At 61.1% G+C, this 14,502-nt stretch carries 19 protein-coding genes; all 19 read left to right on the top strand.

Annotated features, from left to right (window positions below):
- The first annotated feature begins 29 nt into the window (after nt 1–29).
- On the top strand, nt 30–179 hold the full coding sequence (locus WC683_08140) for a hypothetical protein (GenBank protein ID MFA4972571.1): 150 nt from the start codon (nt 30–32) through the stop codon (nt 177–179).
- Nucleotides 176–850 (top strand): hypothetical protein, encoded by a 675-nt coding sequence (locus tag WC683_08135; protein MFA4972570.1) that lies wholly within the window; start codon nt 176–178, stop codon nt 848–850. Before WC683_08140 ends, WC683_08135 begins: the two co-directional genes overlap by 4 nt.
- A 982-nt stretch (nt 851–1,832) precedes the next feature.
- Complete coding sequence (locus WC683_08130; protein MFA4972569.1) at nt 1,833–2,207, top strand: hypothetical protein; 375 nt, start codon at nt 1,833–1,835, stop codon at nt 2,205–2,207.
- Entirely contained in the window at nt 2,204–2,560 is a 357-nt protein-coding gene (locus WC683_08125; protein MFA4972568.1) for a hypothetical protein, read from the top strand. The genes WC683_08130 and WC683_08125 overlap by 4 nt, the downstream gene beginning before the upstream one ends.
- A gap of 4 nt (nt 2,561–2,564) precedes the next feature.
- On the top strand, nt 2,565–2,945 hold the full coding sequence (locus WC683_08120) for a hypothetical protein (GenBank protein MFA4972567.1): 381 nt from the start codon (nt 2,565–2,567) through the stop codon (nt 2,943–2,945).
- Nucleotides 2,942–3,295, top strand: coding sequence for a hypothetical protein (locus WC683_08115; protein MFA4972566.1), 354 nt, complete (start codon nt 2,942–2,944; stop codon nt 3,293–3,295). The genes WC683_08120 and WC683_08115 overlap by 4 nt, the downstream gene beginning before the upstream one ends.
- A 94-nt stretch (nt 3,296–3,389) precedes the next feature.
- Nucleotides 3,390–3,722 carry a hypothetical protein gene (locus WC683_08110; GenBank protein ID MFA4972565.1) on the top strand — a complete coding sequence of 111 codons (333 nt, stop codon included), beginning with the start codon at nt 3,390–3,392 and terminating at the stop codon, nt 3,720–3,722.
- A gap of 215 nt (nt 3,723–3,937) precedes the next feature.
- Nucleotides 3,938–4,129 (top strand): hypothetical protein, encoded by a 192-nt coding sequence (locus tag WC683_08105; protein ID MFA4972564.1) that lies wholly within the window; start codon nt 3,938–3,940, stop codon nt 4,127–4,129.
- Entirely contained in the window at nt 4,102–4,302 is a 201-nt protein-coding gene (locus tag WC683_08100) for a sigma factor-like helix-turn-helix DNA-binding protein (protein ID MFA4972563.1), read from the top strand. Before WC683_08105 ends, WC683_08100 begins: the two co-directional genes overlap by 28 nt.
- Nucleotides 4,303–4,655: 353 nt before the next feature.
- Nucleotides 4,656–4,847 (top strand): hypothetical protein, encoded by a 192-nt coding sequence (locus tag WC683_08095; protein MFA4972562.1) that lies wholly within the window; start codon nt 4,656–4,658, stop codon nt 4,845–4,847.
- Nucleotides 4,844–5,362, top strand: coding sequence for a hypothetical protein (locus WC683_08090; GenBank protein ID MFA4972561.1), 519 nt, complete (start codon nt 4,844–4,846; stop codon nt 5,360–5,362). Before WC683_08095 ends, WC683_08090 begins: the two co-directional genes overlap by 4 nt.
- 692 nt (nt 5,363–6,054) lie before the next feature.
- Nucleotides 6,055–6,441, top strand: coding sequence for a hypothetical protein (locus tag WC683_08085; GenBank protein MFA4972560.1), 387 nt, complete (start codon nt 6,055–6,057; stop codon nt 6,439–6,441).
- On the top strand, nt 6,419–7,687 hold the full coding sequence (locus tag WC683_08080) for a terminase large subunit (GenBank protein ID MFA4972559.1): 1,269 nt from the start codon (nt 6,419–6,421) through the stop codon (nt 7,685–7,687). The genes WC683_08085 and WC683_08080 overlap by 23 nt, the downstream gene beginning before the upstream one ends.
- 10 nt (nt 7,688–7,697) lie before the next feature.
- Nucleotides 7,698–8,696: a hypothetical protein gene (locus tag WC683_08075; protein ID MFA4972558.1), complete on the top strand. Its 999-nt coding sequence runs from the start codon at nt 7,698–7,700 to the stop codon at nt 8,694–8,696.
- A 1-nt stretch (nt 8,697) separates the two neighbouring features.
- On the top strand, nt 8,698–10,137 hold the full coding sequence (locus WC683_08070; protein MFA4972557.1) for a right-handed parallel beta-helix repeat-containing protein: 1,440 nt from the start codon (nt 8,698–8,700) through the stop codon (nt 10,135–10,137).
- A gap of 9 nt (nt 10,138–10,146) precedes the next feature.
- Nucleotides 10,147–11,640 (top strand): hypothetical protein, encoded by a 1,494-nt coding sequence (locus WC683_08065; protein ID MFA4972556.1) that lies wholly within the window; start codon nt 10,147–10,149, stop codon nt 11,638–11,640.
- The gene (locus WC683_08060) at nt 11,640–13,292 is read left to right on the top strand and encodes a phage minor head protein (protein ID MFA4972555.1); all 1,653 of its coding nucleotides are present in this window, start codon (nt 11,640–11,642) and stop codon (nt 13,290–13,292) included. The genes WC683_08065 and WC683_08060 overlap by 1 nt, the downstream gene beginning before the upstream one ends.
- A gap of 206 nt (nt 13,293–13,498) precedes the next feature.
- The gene (locus WC683_08055) at nt 13,499–14,089 is read left to right on the top strand and encodes a hypothetical protein (protein MFA4972554.1); all 591 of its coding nucleotides are present in this window, start codon (nt 13,499–13,501) and stop codon (nt 14,087–14,089) included.
- A gap of 4 nt (nt 14,090–14,093) precedes the next feature.
- Complete coding sequence (locus WC683_08050; protein MFA4972553.1) at nt 14,094–14,501, top strand: hypothetical protein; 408 nt, start codon at nt 14,094–14,096, stop codon at nt 14,499–14,501.
- Nucleotide 14,502: the final 1 nt, after the last annotated feature.

Below are 14,502 nucleotides of genomic sequence, written 5' to 3'. Positions count from 1 at the left end.
AACGAGCGGGCGGGAGAGGAGGCGCAGCTATGAGCACAAGGGAGTACATCATCATCCTGGTTATCCTGGTTGTTGTGGCCCTGGCATGGGGCGTGGTGGATATACGCGGCGGCTGCGTCGAGGGGCTGCCCTGCGCGACACCGACGCGGGTGTGCACGTGCGAGGAGGTGGGGCGATGACACTAAGGGCCTGGGCGCGTGATCATCTCTGGCTGTGGTGTTTTGCTTTCGCGGGGGTGATGCTATTCATCCTCGGCTTTTACACGTGCCGCACTACACCACCGTGCCCACCCTGCCCCACGCCGCAGTCTGCGCACGGCGCGCCCACGGTGACGGCCACGCCCCACCCCTGGGATAAGCCCGTCGTCGTGCCCACGGGCTTGCCGATCGTGTTGCCCACCGTGCCGCTGCCTACGCCACTGGGCGAGGGAAGCGGGGGCGTGTTTGTGGCGGCGGTTGCGGCTACCTCGCCGGAGTACGCGCAGTCGCCGCGCTGGTTCTGGCGCGACAAGGCGCTGGGCACAGCCCAGGACTATGATGCGCTACGACGCGCTATCTACGACGCAAGTATGGCCCAGCCCTGGCCGGCGAAGGGGCTATCCCTGGCGAGCATGGAAAAGGAGCGCGCCTGGCAGATCGGCTACACGCACTTACGCGAGTGGGCTACCTCTACGCCGTTTGAGGTGTGGACGCGGGGCTATGGGTTTAGATGCGTCCGCTTTGGCATCGGCGTGGTAGCCGTCTGCACCAACTCGCCGGACGGCAAGAGCACCGATCAGGTATTCGTGATCGAGGCGGCGGCAGGGGTACAGTGGCCGGAGACTAGGCCGCCGGCGACGCCGGCAAAGTAGGAGGAAATATGGTTGCGACCGACTGTGGGGTAGACGGTATTCCTCGTGCTGTTTGGGATGATGTAGCCCTAATTTGGCGCGACATCAAGACGGGTGCGAAAGTTCCCACCTATGAGTATGGCCACGAGGTGTACTACGATAGCACCTACCAGGCGCATTACGCCGATACAGGCAACCTCGTTGACGCGGAGTCACCGCGTCTATGTCCGCGTTGTGGGTGCTATCGTTTACCTGATGGCGAGGACGCTTGCCTGGGCCACATATCAGGGGTAACGGGTGCCTGTTGTGGGCACGGCGTACAGGAGGGCTACGTGCTGTACGAGGACGGGACAGTAAGCGCGCCGCCGAGTACGCCGACGAAGTAGAAGGGAGAGAAATGCTTTACTTTTACATAGACACATCTGCAACGAATGCCCCAACCCGCACGCGCCTGCATCATTGCTATTCCTGTCAGGGCGAAACGCGGCAAGAGTTTGCCGGTATCACTGGCGACGATCCGGCCTATACCACGGCCAGGCACGAAACGATAGTGCGGCATTGGAAGTGTCAAGTGTGCGGGGCAATACTGGTTGAACGCGAGGGGACAAAGGGGTAAAGGAGAGAGATGCGAATACGACTAGCCCTGCTTAGTGAAGCCATTACTGAGGTTTCCTTGTGTCGCATCAATAATCATTGGATTGACGCCTTGTTTTTCAATGAAGAATTGGTTTCCTTCACTATCAAGGAGCCGGGGCAACGCAAGACATTTTCCTTGAAATCCGATCGCCCTCAGGTACAACAGACTCTTCACGATTTTGCTATGACTAGGGAGGTGTCCTTTGTGGAGAGGGAAGAACTAATGTCGAGACTCGATACGGAGACTGAGCGGTTGTAAAGAAGAGCGATGGCCATGTGTAACTGCCACAACCCGCGCCGATGTTGCGTGGAGTGTAGGGCGAACAAGGGGACTTATGCGGACGTTGGAAAGGTAGAAGGGAGAGAGATGGCAGAGAGGTACTTTATCGCTAAAGAGGCTCGGCTTTACGTGGACTTGGATACGGTAACGCTGTGCCAGCAGAAGCATGGCGGTTGGGTATTTGGGCGGCGCGGCAATGCAAATGAATGGATTGATGACGACGCCACCGGCGCGGCCTTGTTAGCCGCTCTCGCCGCCTGGCGCGCCGCGCACCCCGAGCCGGGGCAGCAAGCGCCGACAACACCCTATCCCCCGGTTTATCCTGCGCCGGTGGTTATCCCCACGGATCGCGGCCCGTCGGATTGGCCCCCTGCTACGCCAGTATGGAGCGAGCCGCATACCGGCGACCCGTTGCCCCGGCCACCGAGCGTGACGTGCGACAGTGGGGAGGCGAGAGAATGAATGACGACAATGAGCGCGCGCTGGCAGCATTTTTTGCGCCACTCTGCGAGGCGGAAGCGGCGAGTGCTCTATCTACGGTGCTCGCTCATCTGCCTGAGGGTAGCCGACTATGTTTGGAGCACCGCGACAACGCGTACGTCCTTACGCTGGATCGCGGCCCCTTGGGGGCGGAACGCCACGCGGGGATACACTTCAGCCGCCCGGAAGCCTTGGTCTTACGATTCGGAGAGATGAGACGCGAGTACGCTGACGATAGGACAGCTGAACAAGTGGCCGCACTATTGGCGGAGGGAGAGGCGGAAAAGGTGCTTGCGCTTAGGCTGGATGAGTTGAGAAGACGGGTGGGGAGGTGAGAGGATGAGCAAACGTGATCATACGGTTTTTTGCGAGGAGTGTGGGATAACTAGATTTGATAGTTGGGTAGCTGTGCACGGGCTATGCCCTGATTGCGCCGAAAAGCGCATCGCCTCCCTGGAGGCGCAGCTTGCTCGGGTGCAGGCCGCGCTTGCCCGCTACGCCCCCACGGACGAGGAGGCGAGGTCAACGGACGAACTGGCAGCGGCGTACTTTGCGTTTTGCCAAGAGCCGAATCGCTGGGCCAGCCTATACGCGGAAGAATGCGGTGAGATCGCCGCCGAATGGGATAGCGAGGGAAGTTTCATCGCGGGCTACAAGCACGCCCCCACCGCCCGCGCCGCGCTGCAAAAGGCGCTGGCAGAACGCGAGGCGACGCCATGACGCACACTGACGCCAAGATCAACGCGCTCATCGCCACGAAGGTGATGGGGTGGCATGAGACAGATAGCGTATGGCATTTGAGCCAACGTCGGGGCTGGGCGCATGCCGATGGCGAGGGCGAATGTGTCCTGGCCGACTGGCATCCCCTCACCGACCCCGCCCAGGCGGTGCGGGCGCTGGAAACGTTCTGCGCGCGAGGTGATGTTATTTTAGAACAGATCGCCCTTGTTGACGGCCCCATGTGGCTCATCAATATGACAGTGTGGGATGGAGAATACTTTAATGCGGCGAGTGGTGAGGGAGACTTTTGCCGCGCCGTGTGCGCGGCGCTGGTGGAGGCGGTGGGATGACTGACCTCACTCTCGCCGCCGCACTGCGGGCGCTGTTCGTGCGCATTAAGCGCATGGTGTTGTGGTGATTCCGCTTTTTACCGAGGGGGCGTCAATGGGCCAGTATACTAACGGGAATGTCACGCTGTGCGGGGTGGACGCATCGTGGCAGGATGTGCACATCCCGGAGGTACGCACCGTCTATGTGTCCATCGCCGTGGAATACTCGCCGGAGCCTGGGCACCAGCACGGGCCGCTACTGGAAGGAATCGAGGGGCATGGCGACACTATCGAGGATGCTCTCGCTGACGCGGGGGCACGCCTGGATAACACCGCTGGCAACTGGCGGCCATGCAAGGGGTGCAAGCGCCTTGTGCCGCCACATCGCCTGATCGGCGGATTCTGTCAGTTCTGTGCCGAGGATAGGCTGGGGAGCATGGCAGAATGAGGGGGAATGCACAAGGGGGCGTCGCGTTGACGCCCCCGTTTTGCATACACCGTATTGCGTAAGGTGGGGAGGTGACTATGTGCTGGGAAGACATTTCCAGAATCCTCTTCCGCACGGCCTGGCGCGTCATGCTGGCTATCCTAGATGTGGTGGTAGAGGGCGTGATGCGGGCCACGTTTTTTGCTGTCTCTGGTAAGATTGAGTAGGAGGCGAGCGTGCAACAGAATTCCTGGGCTGCCGCAGTAGAAACGGCGGCGAACATCCGCAGAATATTCGATGCGCTGCAGGACTTTTTGGCTTGGCATGAGGGAATGCGTTTGGCGCCGCTGGCGCAACTCGTCGCCGATCTCAGGCTCGTGCAAGAGCATAAGGAGGGCGAGTGCAACGCGACCAAATGGACGCGGTGATTGACCTCGCCGCAGCAATGGCGCGCCTGACTGAGAAACAGCGGCGCGTCATTTCGCTTTGGGTGCAGGGGTACACGCAAGAGGAGATTGCCCAGATCGAAGGCATTGCCAGAACCACGGTGCAGGAACAACTTGATGCCGCCAGGCGGACGCTCGCAAACTCGTGTCAGTGAACACGTCAAAAAGTGCTCCGAAAAGCAATAACGGAGTAGGAGGATACGTTATTGCGTTGCGGAACTTGTGGAAAGCGAATAACCGGCACGGCCTATTTCTGCCACACCTGCGCCAGGGACTATGGTCTCATCAAGTGGATGAATACCCCACGCGAGACGTGGCCCCCGTGGTTGCGCCAGTTTGTGCGCGATTGTGACAGCGAGCGCCGCCAAGAGGCGCGCATGGCCAGCGTGGAACGGCTATACCGAGAGGATTCTGTTGACCCGGAAGAAGCTGCTGACGAGGCATACGCTTCCGGGCTTGATTGTGTTGACGCCCATTTGTACATAGCGCGCCGAGCGAAGCTGCAACCATGACTGACACTGACCGCCTGGCTATGGCCCTCGCCGCCGCGAACGGCGTGATCGCCATATTGATGGATGGCCTGGTTGACGAGCTAGACGCCGACGCGCTAGAGCAGGCGCTAGAACTGTACCGCCAATGGACGGCGCGGGTAGAGCATATCCTTGAGAGATATGCGCATACCAGGGACGGGTTGAATTGACCAACACGATTGCGGATCTGAAACACGACCCCAAGAACGCGCGCAGGCACAACCCGCGCAATATCGGCGTTATCGCCGACTCGCTGCAAAAGGTAGGGGCGGCGCGCTCCATTGTCATTGACGAGAACAACGTCATTCTCGCTGGCAACGGCGTGGTAGAGGCGGCGGGCCAGGTGGGGCTGGAAGACCTCCAGATTGTAGAGTCGGACGGCAACAAGATCATCGCCGTGCGACGCGTGGGGCTGACGCCGGAGCAAAAGACGCGCCTTGCCCTGGCCGATAACCGCGCCTCAGACCTGAGCGACTTTGACCCGCAAGCCATCGCCGCCCTGCTCGAAGAGGGCTTTGACATGGCGGGGATGTTTACGGGGGAAGAGATTAGCACGCTGATGAGCGGAGCCGCCGACGCCATTGTGCCAGACTTTCAGCCCGTTGGTGAGGATGAACAGGGGCGGCTTGATCAGAAAAAGCCGGTGACGTGTCCGGAGTGCGGCCATGAGTTCATCCCTAAATAAGCCGACGTTGCGCCTGGACTGGTGCAGCTACGAAGCCGCCAAGTACGCGGTGATGCACTGGCATTACAGCCATTCAATGCCAATGCCCCCCTTGGCAAGGATTGGCGTGTGGGAAGGCGATGGCTTCATCGGGTGCGTTTTGTTTGGCCGTGGCGCGAATAACAACCTGCATAAGCCTTACGGCATTGCCAATACGGAAATCTGCGAGCTTGTACGAGTGGCCTTGTGTGCGCACGTAGCGCCCGTTAGCAGGATCGTTAGCATTGCAATAAAGATGCTTGCCAGGAGTCAACCGCTGTTGCGTCTCATAGTCTCATACGCTGACCCCAACAACGGGCATGTAGGCGGGATCTATCAGGCGGGGGGATGGCTCTACTCTGGGGAAACGGGCGCAGATTTTAAGGCTATAGATAAGCATGGGCGAGTCTGGCATAGTAGACAGGTCTCCCATACTGGCGTGAAACGCCAGTATGGGGTGTTGCGCAGGGTTCCTAGGCATGATGATTGCACGCTTGTGCCATTAGAGGGGAAGCACAAGTATCTCTATCCCCTTGACGCGGCTATGCGCGCACAGATAGAGCCGTTGCGGAAACCGTATCCTAAACGTGCGGACGAGGCGAAAGAGACAGCGCGCCCCGCTTCCAGCGGGGAAACTGAGGGCGCACGTCCCATCCGTCCGCTTTGAGGTTCTAATGGCCGACCACTACACCGTCGCGCAGTTCCTAGCCGCCATTCCCGGCAGTGGCGGCCTGGTGACGGCTATCGCCAAAAAGGCCGGCGTGGACTGGCACACCGCGCGCAAGTACATTACCAAGCACGTCACGCTGCAAGAGGCGATTGCCGAGGAACGCGAAAAGTCCGTTGATCTGGCTGAGGCGGTGGTGATTCGCAACATCCAACTTGCCTCGCGGCAACAGAATGAGCCAGACGCGACGCCAGTGGATAGCGCCGATGCGCGTTGGTTTCTGTCTATGCAGGGCAAGAATCGCGGTTACACCACGCGCCAGGAGCTGACCGGCGCGGACGGTGGCCCCCTGATTGTAAAGCGGCTGGCCAATGTCAGCACAGACGACCTATAGCGTTGTCGAGGGGGCGCCGGATGGCGTGGTGATGCGCGGGGCGGCTAAAGAGCTATGGCTGTGCAAAGACCACGAGGTGATTATCAGTGGCCCCGCCGAGACGGGCAAGACCTATGCGGCATTGCACAAGCTCGACGCGCTGCTATGGAAGTACCCGCGCGCGCAGGCGGTGATCGTTCGCAAGACGTACAAGAGCACCGTGGGAAGCGTGCTACAGACGTTTGCCAACAAAGTGGCGTGCAAGGCGGTGCGGCCCTTTGGGGCGGCGCACCCGGAGTGGTACGACTACCCCAACGGCTCGCGGCTGTGGGTCGGAGGGATGGACAACTCAGACAAGGTGCTTTCAAGCGAGCGCGATTTTGTCTATGTCAATCAGGCCGAAGAGCTAGAGCTATCCGACTGGGAGACGCTGGCGACGCGCTGCACGGGGCGCGCGGGCAATTCCCCCTACGCGCAACTATTCGGGGACTGCAACCCCAGCGTCCTGGATCACTGGATTCGCAAGCGCGCGGCGGCGGGGGCTTTGGTTTTGTTGCGTTCTCGCCATCAGGATAACCCCGCCCTCTACGATGCGTGGGGAAACCTGACAGAACAGGGCGAGCGGTCGCTGGCGGTGTTGGACGCGCTCACCGGTGTGCGACGCAAGCGCCTGTTAGAGGGCGAGTGGGCTACCGCTGAGGGCGCGGTGTACGAAGAGTTCGCGCGGGATGTTCATGTGGCGCGGCGCACTGTGGCATGGCGCGCCGTGGTGTTGGGTGTGGACGAGGGATACACCAACCCCGGCGTGATCCTGGCCGTGGGCGTGGACGGCGATGGGCGTGTACACGTCATAGAGGAGTTCTGCCAACGCCACGTGTTGCAAGGCGCTTTCGTGATGGAAGCGCAACGCATGGCGCGGGCCTATCACGTCAGCGCGGTTTACGTTGACCCCTCGGCGGCGGGGCTGATTGCAGAGATGCGCTCTATCGGCCTGCCTGCCATTGCGGGCAACAATGAGGTGACGCCGGGGATTCAGGCGGTCAAGGCGACGTTGGCCGTAGCAGGCGACGGCAAGCCGCGTTTCTCAGCTGACCCGTCTTGCGTGAACCTGATTTCAGAGTTCGAGAGCTACATCTGGAAAGAGAATGATGGTAGCCGACGCGAAGAGCCGGAAAAGATGAACGATCACACAATGGATGCGCTGCGCTATGCGATACAGGGGATAACACGACAAGCGGCGGGCGCGGTGAGCGTGCTGCCATACTAAGAGGTGAGCAGTGGGTAAATCTACGCCGGTGAAACTGGTTGACGAGGCGAACGCCGCTATCAGCGCCACGAATCCGCTGGATGTAGCGGGCGCGGTGACGGCGACCGACCTGGACATTCGCAACCTCACCGCTACAGACGTGGTGACAGTGACGGGTGGCGCGGGGCAGGCCGCCGACGTCAAGGTGACGCTGGACTCCGAGGCGGTGGTGCTTGGCGCGGGCACGGCGGCTATCGGCAAGCTCGCGGCCAATGACGGGGTGGACATCGGTAACGTGGATGTGGCCTCTATCGCGGCGGGCACCAACCTCATTGGTAAGGTCTCTATTGACCAGGTGACGGCCAATGCCAACGAAGTCGTGGTGAAAAGTGGCACAGTAACCGCTGTTACCGCGATTACGAACGCGCTCCCTGCGGGGACTGCGCTCATGGGCAAGGTTGGGATTGATCAGGTCACTGCAAACGCGAACGAGGTGGTGGTCAAGAGTGGCACGGTCACGGCGGTAACGGGGATCACGAATGCGCTACCCGCCGGAACGAACCTCATGGGTAAAGTTGGCATAGATCAAGTGACAGCCAACGCCAATGAGGTCGTGGTCAAGTCGGGAACCGTGACGGCAGTGACGGCCATCACCAACGCGCTCCCGGCAGGCACGAACGTTATCGGCGTCACCCAGGACGGCGGCCCGGCGGCGGGTGCGGGGGTTATGGCCGCGCCGGTGCATGGCGACCTTTCCACGGCCACGGCGGTGACGGCGGCTCCCACGAGCGGGCAAAAGTGGGTGGTCACCGACATCTTTATCAGCACCGCAGCGGCGGCAGAGATTGATCTGCGCGAGGAGACCAGCGGCACCGTCGTCTTCGGCCCCATCCTCATGCCTGCCAACGGGTATGCGCAGTTCACGCCGCGTGGGAAGCTAAAACTCCCCACGGCGGACAGGAAGGTCATGGGCAAGTCGAGCACCGCCGACCATGTGACCATCCAGGTATCCGGCGTGTCGGAGGCGTAACGTGCCCTACCCGGTAGCAGCGGCACGAGGCAAAAGCGGCGGGCCAGAGGACGCGCTCTACGTGGCCAAGACGGGCAACGATAGCAACCGTGGCGATAGCGCCTCGCCCTATCTCACCATCGCTAAGGCGCTGACGGTTGTAGCGGCGGGCCAAACGATCTATGTGCGCGCTGGCACGTATACGGAAAATCTTTCCATCCCTCGCAGTGGCACGGCGGGCAAGCGCATCACGTTGCGCGGCTTCCCCGGCGAGACGGCTACCATCGCGGGCGGCGCGTCGGCGTGCATCAAGTTCTTGGACAATTACCAGTATTGGACGATCTCTGACCTGACCTTTACCAGCACCGCTTCGCTCAACTATGGGGCGATGGGGTCAGCCATCGAGCAGGACTCGGCCACGGGCGTAGACAATCTGATCGTGGAGCGCATCAGCGCCAACTGTGCGGTGATCCTGAGCGGCGCGAACAACATCATTCGCAACAACACATTCAATGGCACAGGCAACACCACGTATGCCATCAACGGCGCGATCTTTTTCCGTGAAAGCCGTACCACCGGCTTGCAAATATATGGCAACACCATCTCGAATTGGGCCGGGCGGGGCATCTGGCTCTACCAGGACATCGTTGACCCGCAGGTGTACAACAACACCATCCACGACATTACCGCCATAGACGATACCCACATGGGCATCAATGCCGACGGTTACGGCCACGAAAGCAACGGCGGCGACTATTACGGCAATGTGATCTACAACATTATCGGGACGTATGGCACGGGCATCACCTTCGAGAACGGTCTCAACGCGCCCGTGGCGCGCAACAACCTCATTCACGATTGCACGCGGGGTATCGGGTTCATCAACTATGAAGAGGACGGGTTAGACGAAACGGCCTGTAACGCGGTGGTGAAAAACAACATCCTTTACCACTGTCTGAACCCGTTCAATATCATCACCGCTCCGGGCTTGTCCTTCTTCCACAACACCATCGCCGACTGCCTGACCGCCGATGATCAGAACGTGTTTTACCTTCAGGGCACGGCGGCGCAACTCGCCGGCCTGGTGGTCAAGGGCAACATCTACAAACACAACGGCGACGGGGGAACGAGCGACAGCATCTTTTCCTTCCAGTCCGACTACACCATCCTCACCACAACGAACGTGGCCTACAACGACTGGTATCATCGCAGCACCAACGTGGTGCACCGGCGCTCGGACTGGGCGGGGCAAAACTGGGCGGCGTGGACGGGCGCGGGGTACGACGCCAACTCCATTGAAAGCGATCCGCTCTTTACCGATGGCACGAACCACGATTACACGCTACAGACCGGCTCGCCGGCGAAAGACACCGCCACCAACCTGGGCGTAGCGGACGACTACGCGGGCAACGCGCGGCCCCTCGGCGCGGGGTACGACATGGGCGCATACGAAAGGGCGTAGGCAATGCCAGTGGATTACAACCAGCAAGCGCAGATAGCCTACCTCAGTTTCCTGGCTAACCTGGACGCCAGCGAGCAGGAATGGGTGCGCACATGCCGCGACTATGCGGAGGGCAATCACCCTCTTTACATCACCGAGCGCATGAAAGAGTTTATGGGGCTGAAGGCGCGCAACACCGTCTACCCCTACGCGCACAACATGTGCCAACTGGTGATTGACTGCATCTGTGAGCGCCTGAGCGTCGAGGGCTGGGAGGCCGGGAACGAGGGCGACGGCGCGGAGAACGACATGGCCGCGCTCGCGCCGTCGTGGTGGACGGCGAACGGCATGGATACGCAACAGGACAATCTCTATGCGGCAGCGGCGCGGGATGCCAGCTCTTACATCATTGTGGACTGGGACGCTGGGCGCGGTATCCCTGGTTGGTATCAGAACGATAAGTACGACGGCACGCAGGGCGTAGCCGTTTACACCGATCCCAACACCGGCGCGGTGGTGTTCGCGGCGAAAAAGTGGCAGGTCTCTGACCCCTACACCGGCACGAACAATGGGCGCACGAGGATGAACCTGTTCTTTGCCGACCGCGTGGAGAAATATATCAGCGCACAGGGGTCGAATCGCGGCGTAGCGGGTACACAGTGGGAGCCGTTTCAGGACGTGGGAGACACGGTATGGCCGATCCCCTGGCGAGGACGCGACGGCGCACCGCTGGGCTGCGCGGTCGTTCCCTTCGACATGCCGGGCGGCTCGGTCTTGACGCCGGTGATCCCCATTCAGGACATGCTCAACAAGGCTGACCTGGATCTCATTGCTACCACGGACAGCGCGGGCTTTCGCATCCTCTGGGCGGCGGGGATGACGCCGAGCATTGACAGTAGCACGGGCGAGGAAAAGGCCGTCAACGTGGGGCCGGGCTACATGATGCGATTCACAGACCCGGCGGGCAAGCTGGGTGCGCTCGACCCCGTTGACCCGGCGCTGATGATCCGCTCTTGCCATTACTGGATCGAGTCGGCGGCGGGCATCACCCGCGTACCGCAATACCTCTTGCAGATGGCCGGGGCTGACCAACCCAGCGGCGAGAGCCTGAAACAGCAGGAGGTGGGGCTGGTGGCGCGGGCCACGCGCTGTCAAGAGGTCTTCGGCGCGGCGTGGCAACAGGTCATGGCGCTCTCGGCGCGGCTGTACGACGTGTACAACCCCCCACATATCCCGCGCGAGATTGCGCCGATGTGGAAAGACGCCAGCCTTGCCGAGCCGGGCGGGGTGATTCGTCAGCGCGAGGCAGAGACGCTACAGGCGTATGTGCAGGCGGGAATGCCTTTGGAGGCGGCGCTGAAAGAGCTGGGGTGGGATGATGAGCGCATTGCCGAGGTGATGGACGCCAAGAAACGCGAGAGCGAGGCGCAACAGGTGACGTTGGGCGCGGCGATGGCACGGGCGCAACGTCACCTTGACCAGAACCAACCCCCGACGCCGGGGCTGGGTAGCGACGTGGCCTAATGGCCGAGCCGCGCATCGTTGCCATAACCCGCGAGTTTCGCGAGGCGCTGCTGGACAGAGAGAGTACGCAGTTTGCCGAGATGACGCGGCGCTGGGGGCAAGTGGAGCGGGCGGTACAGCGCGAGATGGACGCTATTCTGGAAGAGATCGCCTATCGGCAACGTATCGGCGACACCGTGACGCGGGAGAACATTACCACTCTGGCCCGCTACACGGAGATGCTGGCGCAGGTGCGCCGTGAGGTGCAGAGCTTTCAGGGTTACGCGGAGGGCAGCATCCAACGCAGCCAGGAGGCGGCGCTAGAGGCGGGCACGATTGACGCGACGGCGGCGGTACGCGAGGCGCTGGGGGCTGAGGATATGCGGGTGCGCTTTGACCGTGTTGACCCCGGCTCGCTGCAAAATATCGTCGGCGTGTGCCAGGACGGTTCTCCGCTATTCGATGTGTTGCGGGGCCGGGCGCTCTTTCCGGCGGCAGTGGGGGGCTTGACCGACGCGCTGGTAGAGGGCGTGGCGATGGGCTGGAACCCGCGCAAGACGGCGCGCGAGATGATGGACGGCATGGCGGGCGGCCTGGATATGGCCCTGCGGGTGGCGCGCACGGAGCAGCTACGCGCCTATCGTGAATCCAGCATGGCGCAGTATCGCGAGTCGGGCGTGGTGGGGTACGTCAAGCGCATGTGCGCGCATCAGGCGCGGACGTGCTTGGGGTGTCTCGCTCTTGACGGCCAGGTGTTGCCGCTCGATGAGCCGTTTTTCGATCACCCCAACGGGCGATGCACCACCATCCCCTGGGTCAAGGGGCTGAAAGAGCCGAGCTGGAAGAGCGGCGAAGAGTGGTTCAGCGAGCAGCCGGAAGCGGTACAGCGCGACATGATGGGTGCGGAAAAGTACGAAGCGTGGAAAAAGGGCGAGTTCACTTTTCAGGACTTGGCGAAAATCAGCGATGATCCGACCTGGGGCAAGAGCGTAGGGGTGCGGTCGCTGAAGGACTTGCGCGGCGGGATGCAGGGGCAAGGGGCGAAGGTTGTTGCTTTTACGGCACAAGATGATGACTTGCTGCCATCATGGGCTAGACCAGCAACCGCGCAAGAGCTACAGAGAGTCAAGGATATTTATGATCGTATACCGAGTGAACTGCGGTCATTTGCGACAACGAGTAAGGTAAAGGTGGGGATTATAACGGATGACTCCCATCTTGCCGTAACCGGTAACGAGATGCTTTTCCGCCCAGAAGACCTAACGGTAGGCCAGGGATTTGCTATCAGGCATGAGCTAACACACGCCGCGATAACGCCCCAAATAATCTCAAACAACGGCGGGGCTGATAATCTCGCTAGAGATTTAGTTGCGAGGGAGGTGCGTGTACCTGCTCATGCTGCGCGTATGTACGCAAGGAATAACGGCAGCAATCTGGCCCTTATTGATGAAACGGTTACAATCCTCGCCGATGACTATGCTAGTGGCGATACTATAGCATCCCTGGCACAAAGGTATCTGCAGCCGAGAGGGGTGGCTTATTACGTGGTGGATTCAGCGGATAGCTACCGCGGGGGTTATTCCAAGAGGCCGTGGAGCACACAAGAGGCCGAAGAGGCCGCGAGGTTCCTCATTGGGCTCTTACGCAGAGGGCGGACAAGTGACCGACGGTGACGACCTGCGCGAGTTCCTACTCGTGCTACGCCAGGGCCTGCTGCTGATTGTGTCCTGGATCGAAAGGCGTTACGGACTGAAGCGCGCTTAACAACCGCATATTGGCAGTGTACCTAGTGTACCCCGCCCCGTTTGACTGGCAGTGCCGCAAGGCCCCGCCGGTGAGACGGGGCTTTTTTTATTTCACCCACAAGGAAGGTTTAGCAATGGCAGAGGAAATCACGGGCGCGGTTCCCCAGGCGGGAACGCCAGCGCAGCCCCAGGCGGGCAATGTGACGGCGGCCACCACCCCGGCGGTGACGGCTACCACGGCGGCGAGTGAGACGGCGGAAACGCTGAGTATCGAGGAAGCAAAAAAGTTGCGCCAGGAGTCGCAGAGTCTACGCAAACGGCTGAAAGAGCTGGAAGACGCGGCGAACAAGGCGCAGGACGCCAACCTGACCGAGGTACAGCGGGCGCAAAAGCAAGCGCAAGAGGCCAGCGCCAGGGCTGAAGAGTTTGCCAAGCAGCTACGCGACGAACGGGGCAGGACGGCGATCACCGACGCGGCGATCAAGTTGGGGGTTGACGTGGAGCTGGCTCGTTCCCTGGTCAAGGTCGAGTTTGACGAGGAGGGCAAGCCGCTCTCGGACGCTTACAAGCTCTTGGAGGCGGCACTGAAAAAGTGGCCGCAGCTCAAGGGCGCGCCCCAGCCGACGCCGACGGGGATCAACGCCGGGGAAGGGCGCGGCGAGGCCAAGCCCAACCCCAAAGACAAAGACGAAGAACTAAAGCAACGGTTCAATCTGAGGAGATAACGAAATGGCTGATTTGACCATTACGGCGGCCAGTGTGCGCCCGGTGGGTCACTGCCTTATCGGTCGGTTCACGGCGGGGGCGACCCTTACCCCCGGCCAGCCGGTGTATCTGTCCGGCAACGACACCGTGAGCCTGACCGATGGGAGCGCGCTGACCACCGCCGCGTGCATCGGGCTGGTGGTTTCCAACAGTAACGGGGCGGTGAGCTTTTCCAGCGGCGAAGAGGTGGACGTGGTGATGTTTGGCCTGGTGACGGGCTTCGCCACCAACCTTGCCGCCAACACCGCTGTGTACGTGGATGACGACGCCGGCGTGCTTGCCGACGCTGTGGGCACCAAGGTTTGCCGGGTAGGGATTGGCAAAAACGCCTCTACCCTGCTCGTCAATCCCATGCTGCTGAGTTCGAGCTAAG

Source organism: bacterium, assembly GCA_041648665.1.
Taxonomy (GTDB): Bacteria; UBA10199; UBA10199; order 2-02-FULL-44-16; family JAAZCA01; genus JAFGMW01.
The sequence above is the reverse complement of the archived record's forward strand: the minus strand, read 5'-3'. Positions and strand labels throughout refer to the sequence as shown.

What these genes read in the sequence shown, in the direction of transcription:
- WC683_08115 (MFA4972566.1), top strand. Translation starts at nt 2,942, where the DNA reads ATGACGCACACTGACGCCAAGATCAACGCGCTCATCGCCACGAAGGTG.
- WC683_08125 (MFA4972568.1), top strand. Translation starts at nt 2,204, where the DNA reads ATGAATGACGACAATGAGCGCGCGCTGGCAGCATTTTTTGCGCCACTC.
- WC683_08085 (MFA4972560.1), top strand. Translation starts at nt 6,055, where the DNA reads ATGGCCGACCACTACACCGTCGCGCAGTTCCTAGCCGCCATTCCCGGC.
- WC683_08130 (MFA4972569.1), top strand. Translation starts at nt 1,833, where the DNA reads ATGGCAGAGAGGTACTTTATCGCTAAAGAGGCTCGGCTTTACGTGGAC.
- WC683_08110 (MFA4972565.1), top strand. Translation starts at nt 3,390, where the DNA reads ATGGGCCAGTATACTAACGGGAATGTCACGCTGTGCGGGGTGGACGCA.
- WC683_08055 (MFA4972554.1), top strand. Translation starts at nt 13,499, where the DNA reads ATGGCAGAGGAAATCACGGGCGCGGTTCCCCAGGCGGGAACGCCAGCG.
- WC683_08140 (MFA4972571.1), top strand. Translation starts at nt 30, where the DNA reads ATGAGCACAAGGGAGTACATCATCATCCTGGTTATCCTGGTTGTTGTG.
- WC683_08080 (MFA4972559.1), top strand. Translation starts at nt 6,419, where the DNA reads ATGTCAGCACAGACGACCTATAGCGTTGTCGAGGGGGCGCCGGATGGC.
- WC683_08135 (MFA4972570.1), top strand. Translation starts at nt 176, where the DNA reads ATGACACTAAGGGCCTGGGCGCGTGATCATCTCTGGCTGTGGTGTTTT.
- WC683_08120 (MFA4972567.1), top strand. Translation starts at nt 2,565, where the DNA reads ATGAGCAAACGTGATCATACGGTTTTTTGCGAGGAGTGTGGGATAACT.
- WC683_08095 (MFA4972562.1), top strand. Translation starts at nt 4,656, where the DNA reads ATGACTGACACTGACCGCCTGGCTATGGCCCTCGCCGCCGCGAACGGC.
- WC683_08050 (MFA4972553.1), top strand. Translation starts at nt 14,094, where the DNA reads ATGGCTGATTTGACCATTACGGCGGCCAGTGTGCGCCCGGTGGGTCAC.
- WC683_08060 (MFA4972555.1), top strand. Translation starts at nt 11,640, where the DNA reads ATGGCCGAGCCGCGCATCGTTGCCATAACCCGCGAGTTTCGCGAGGCG.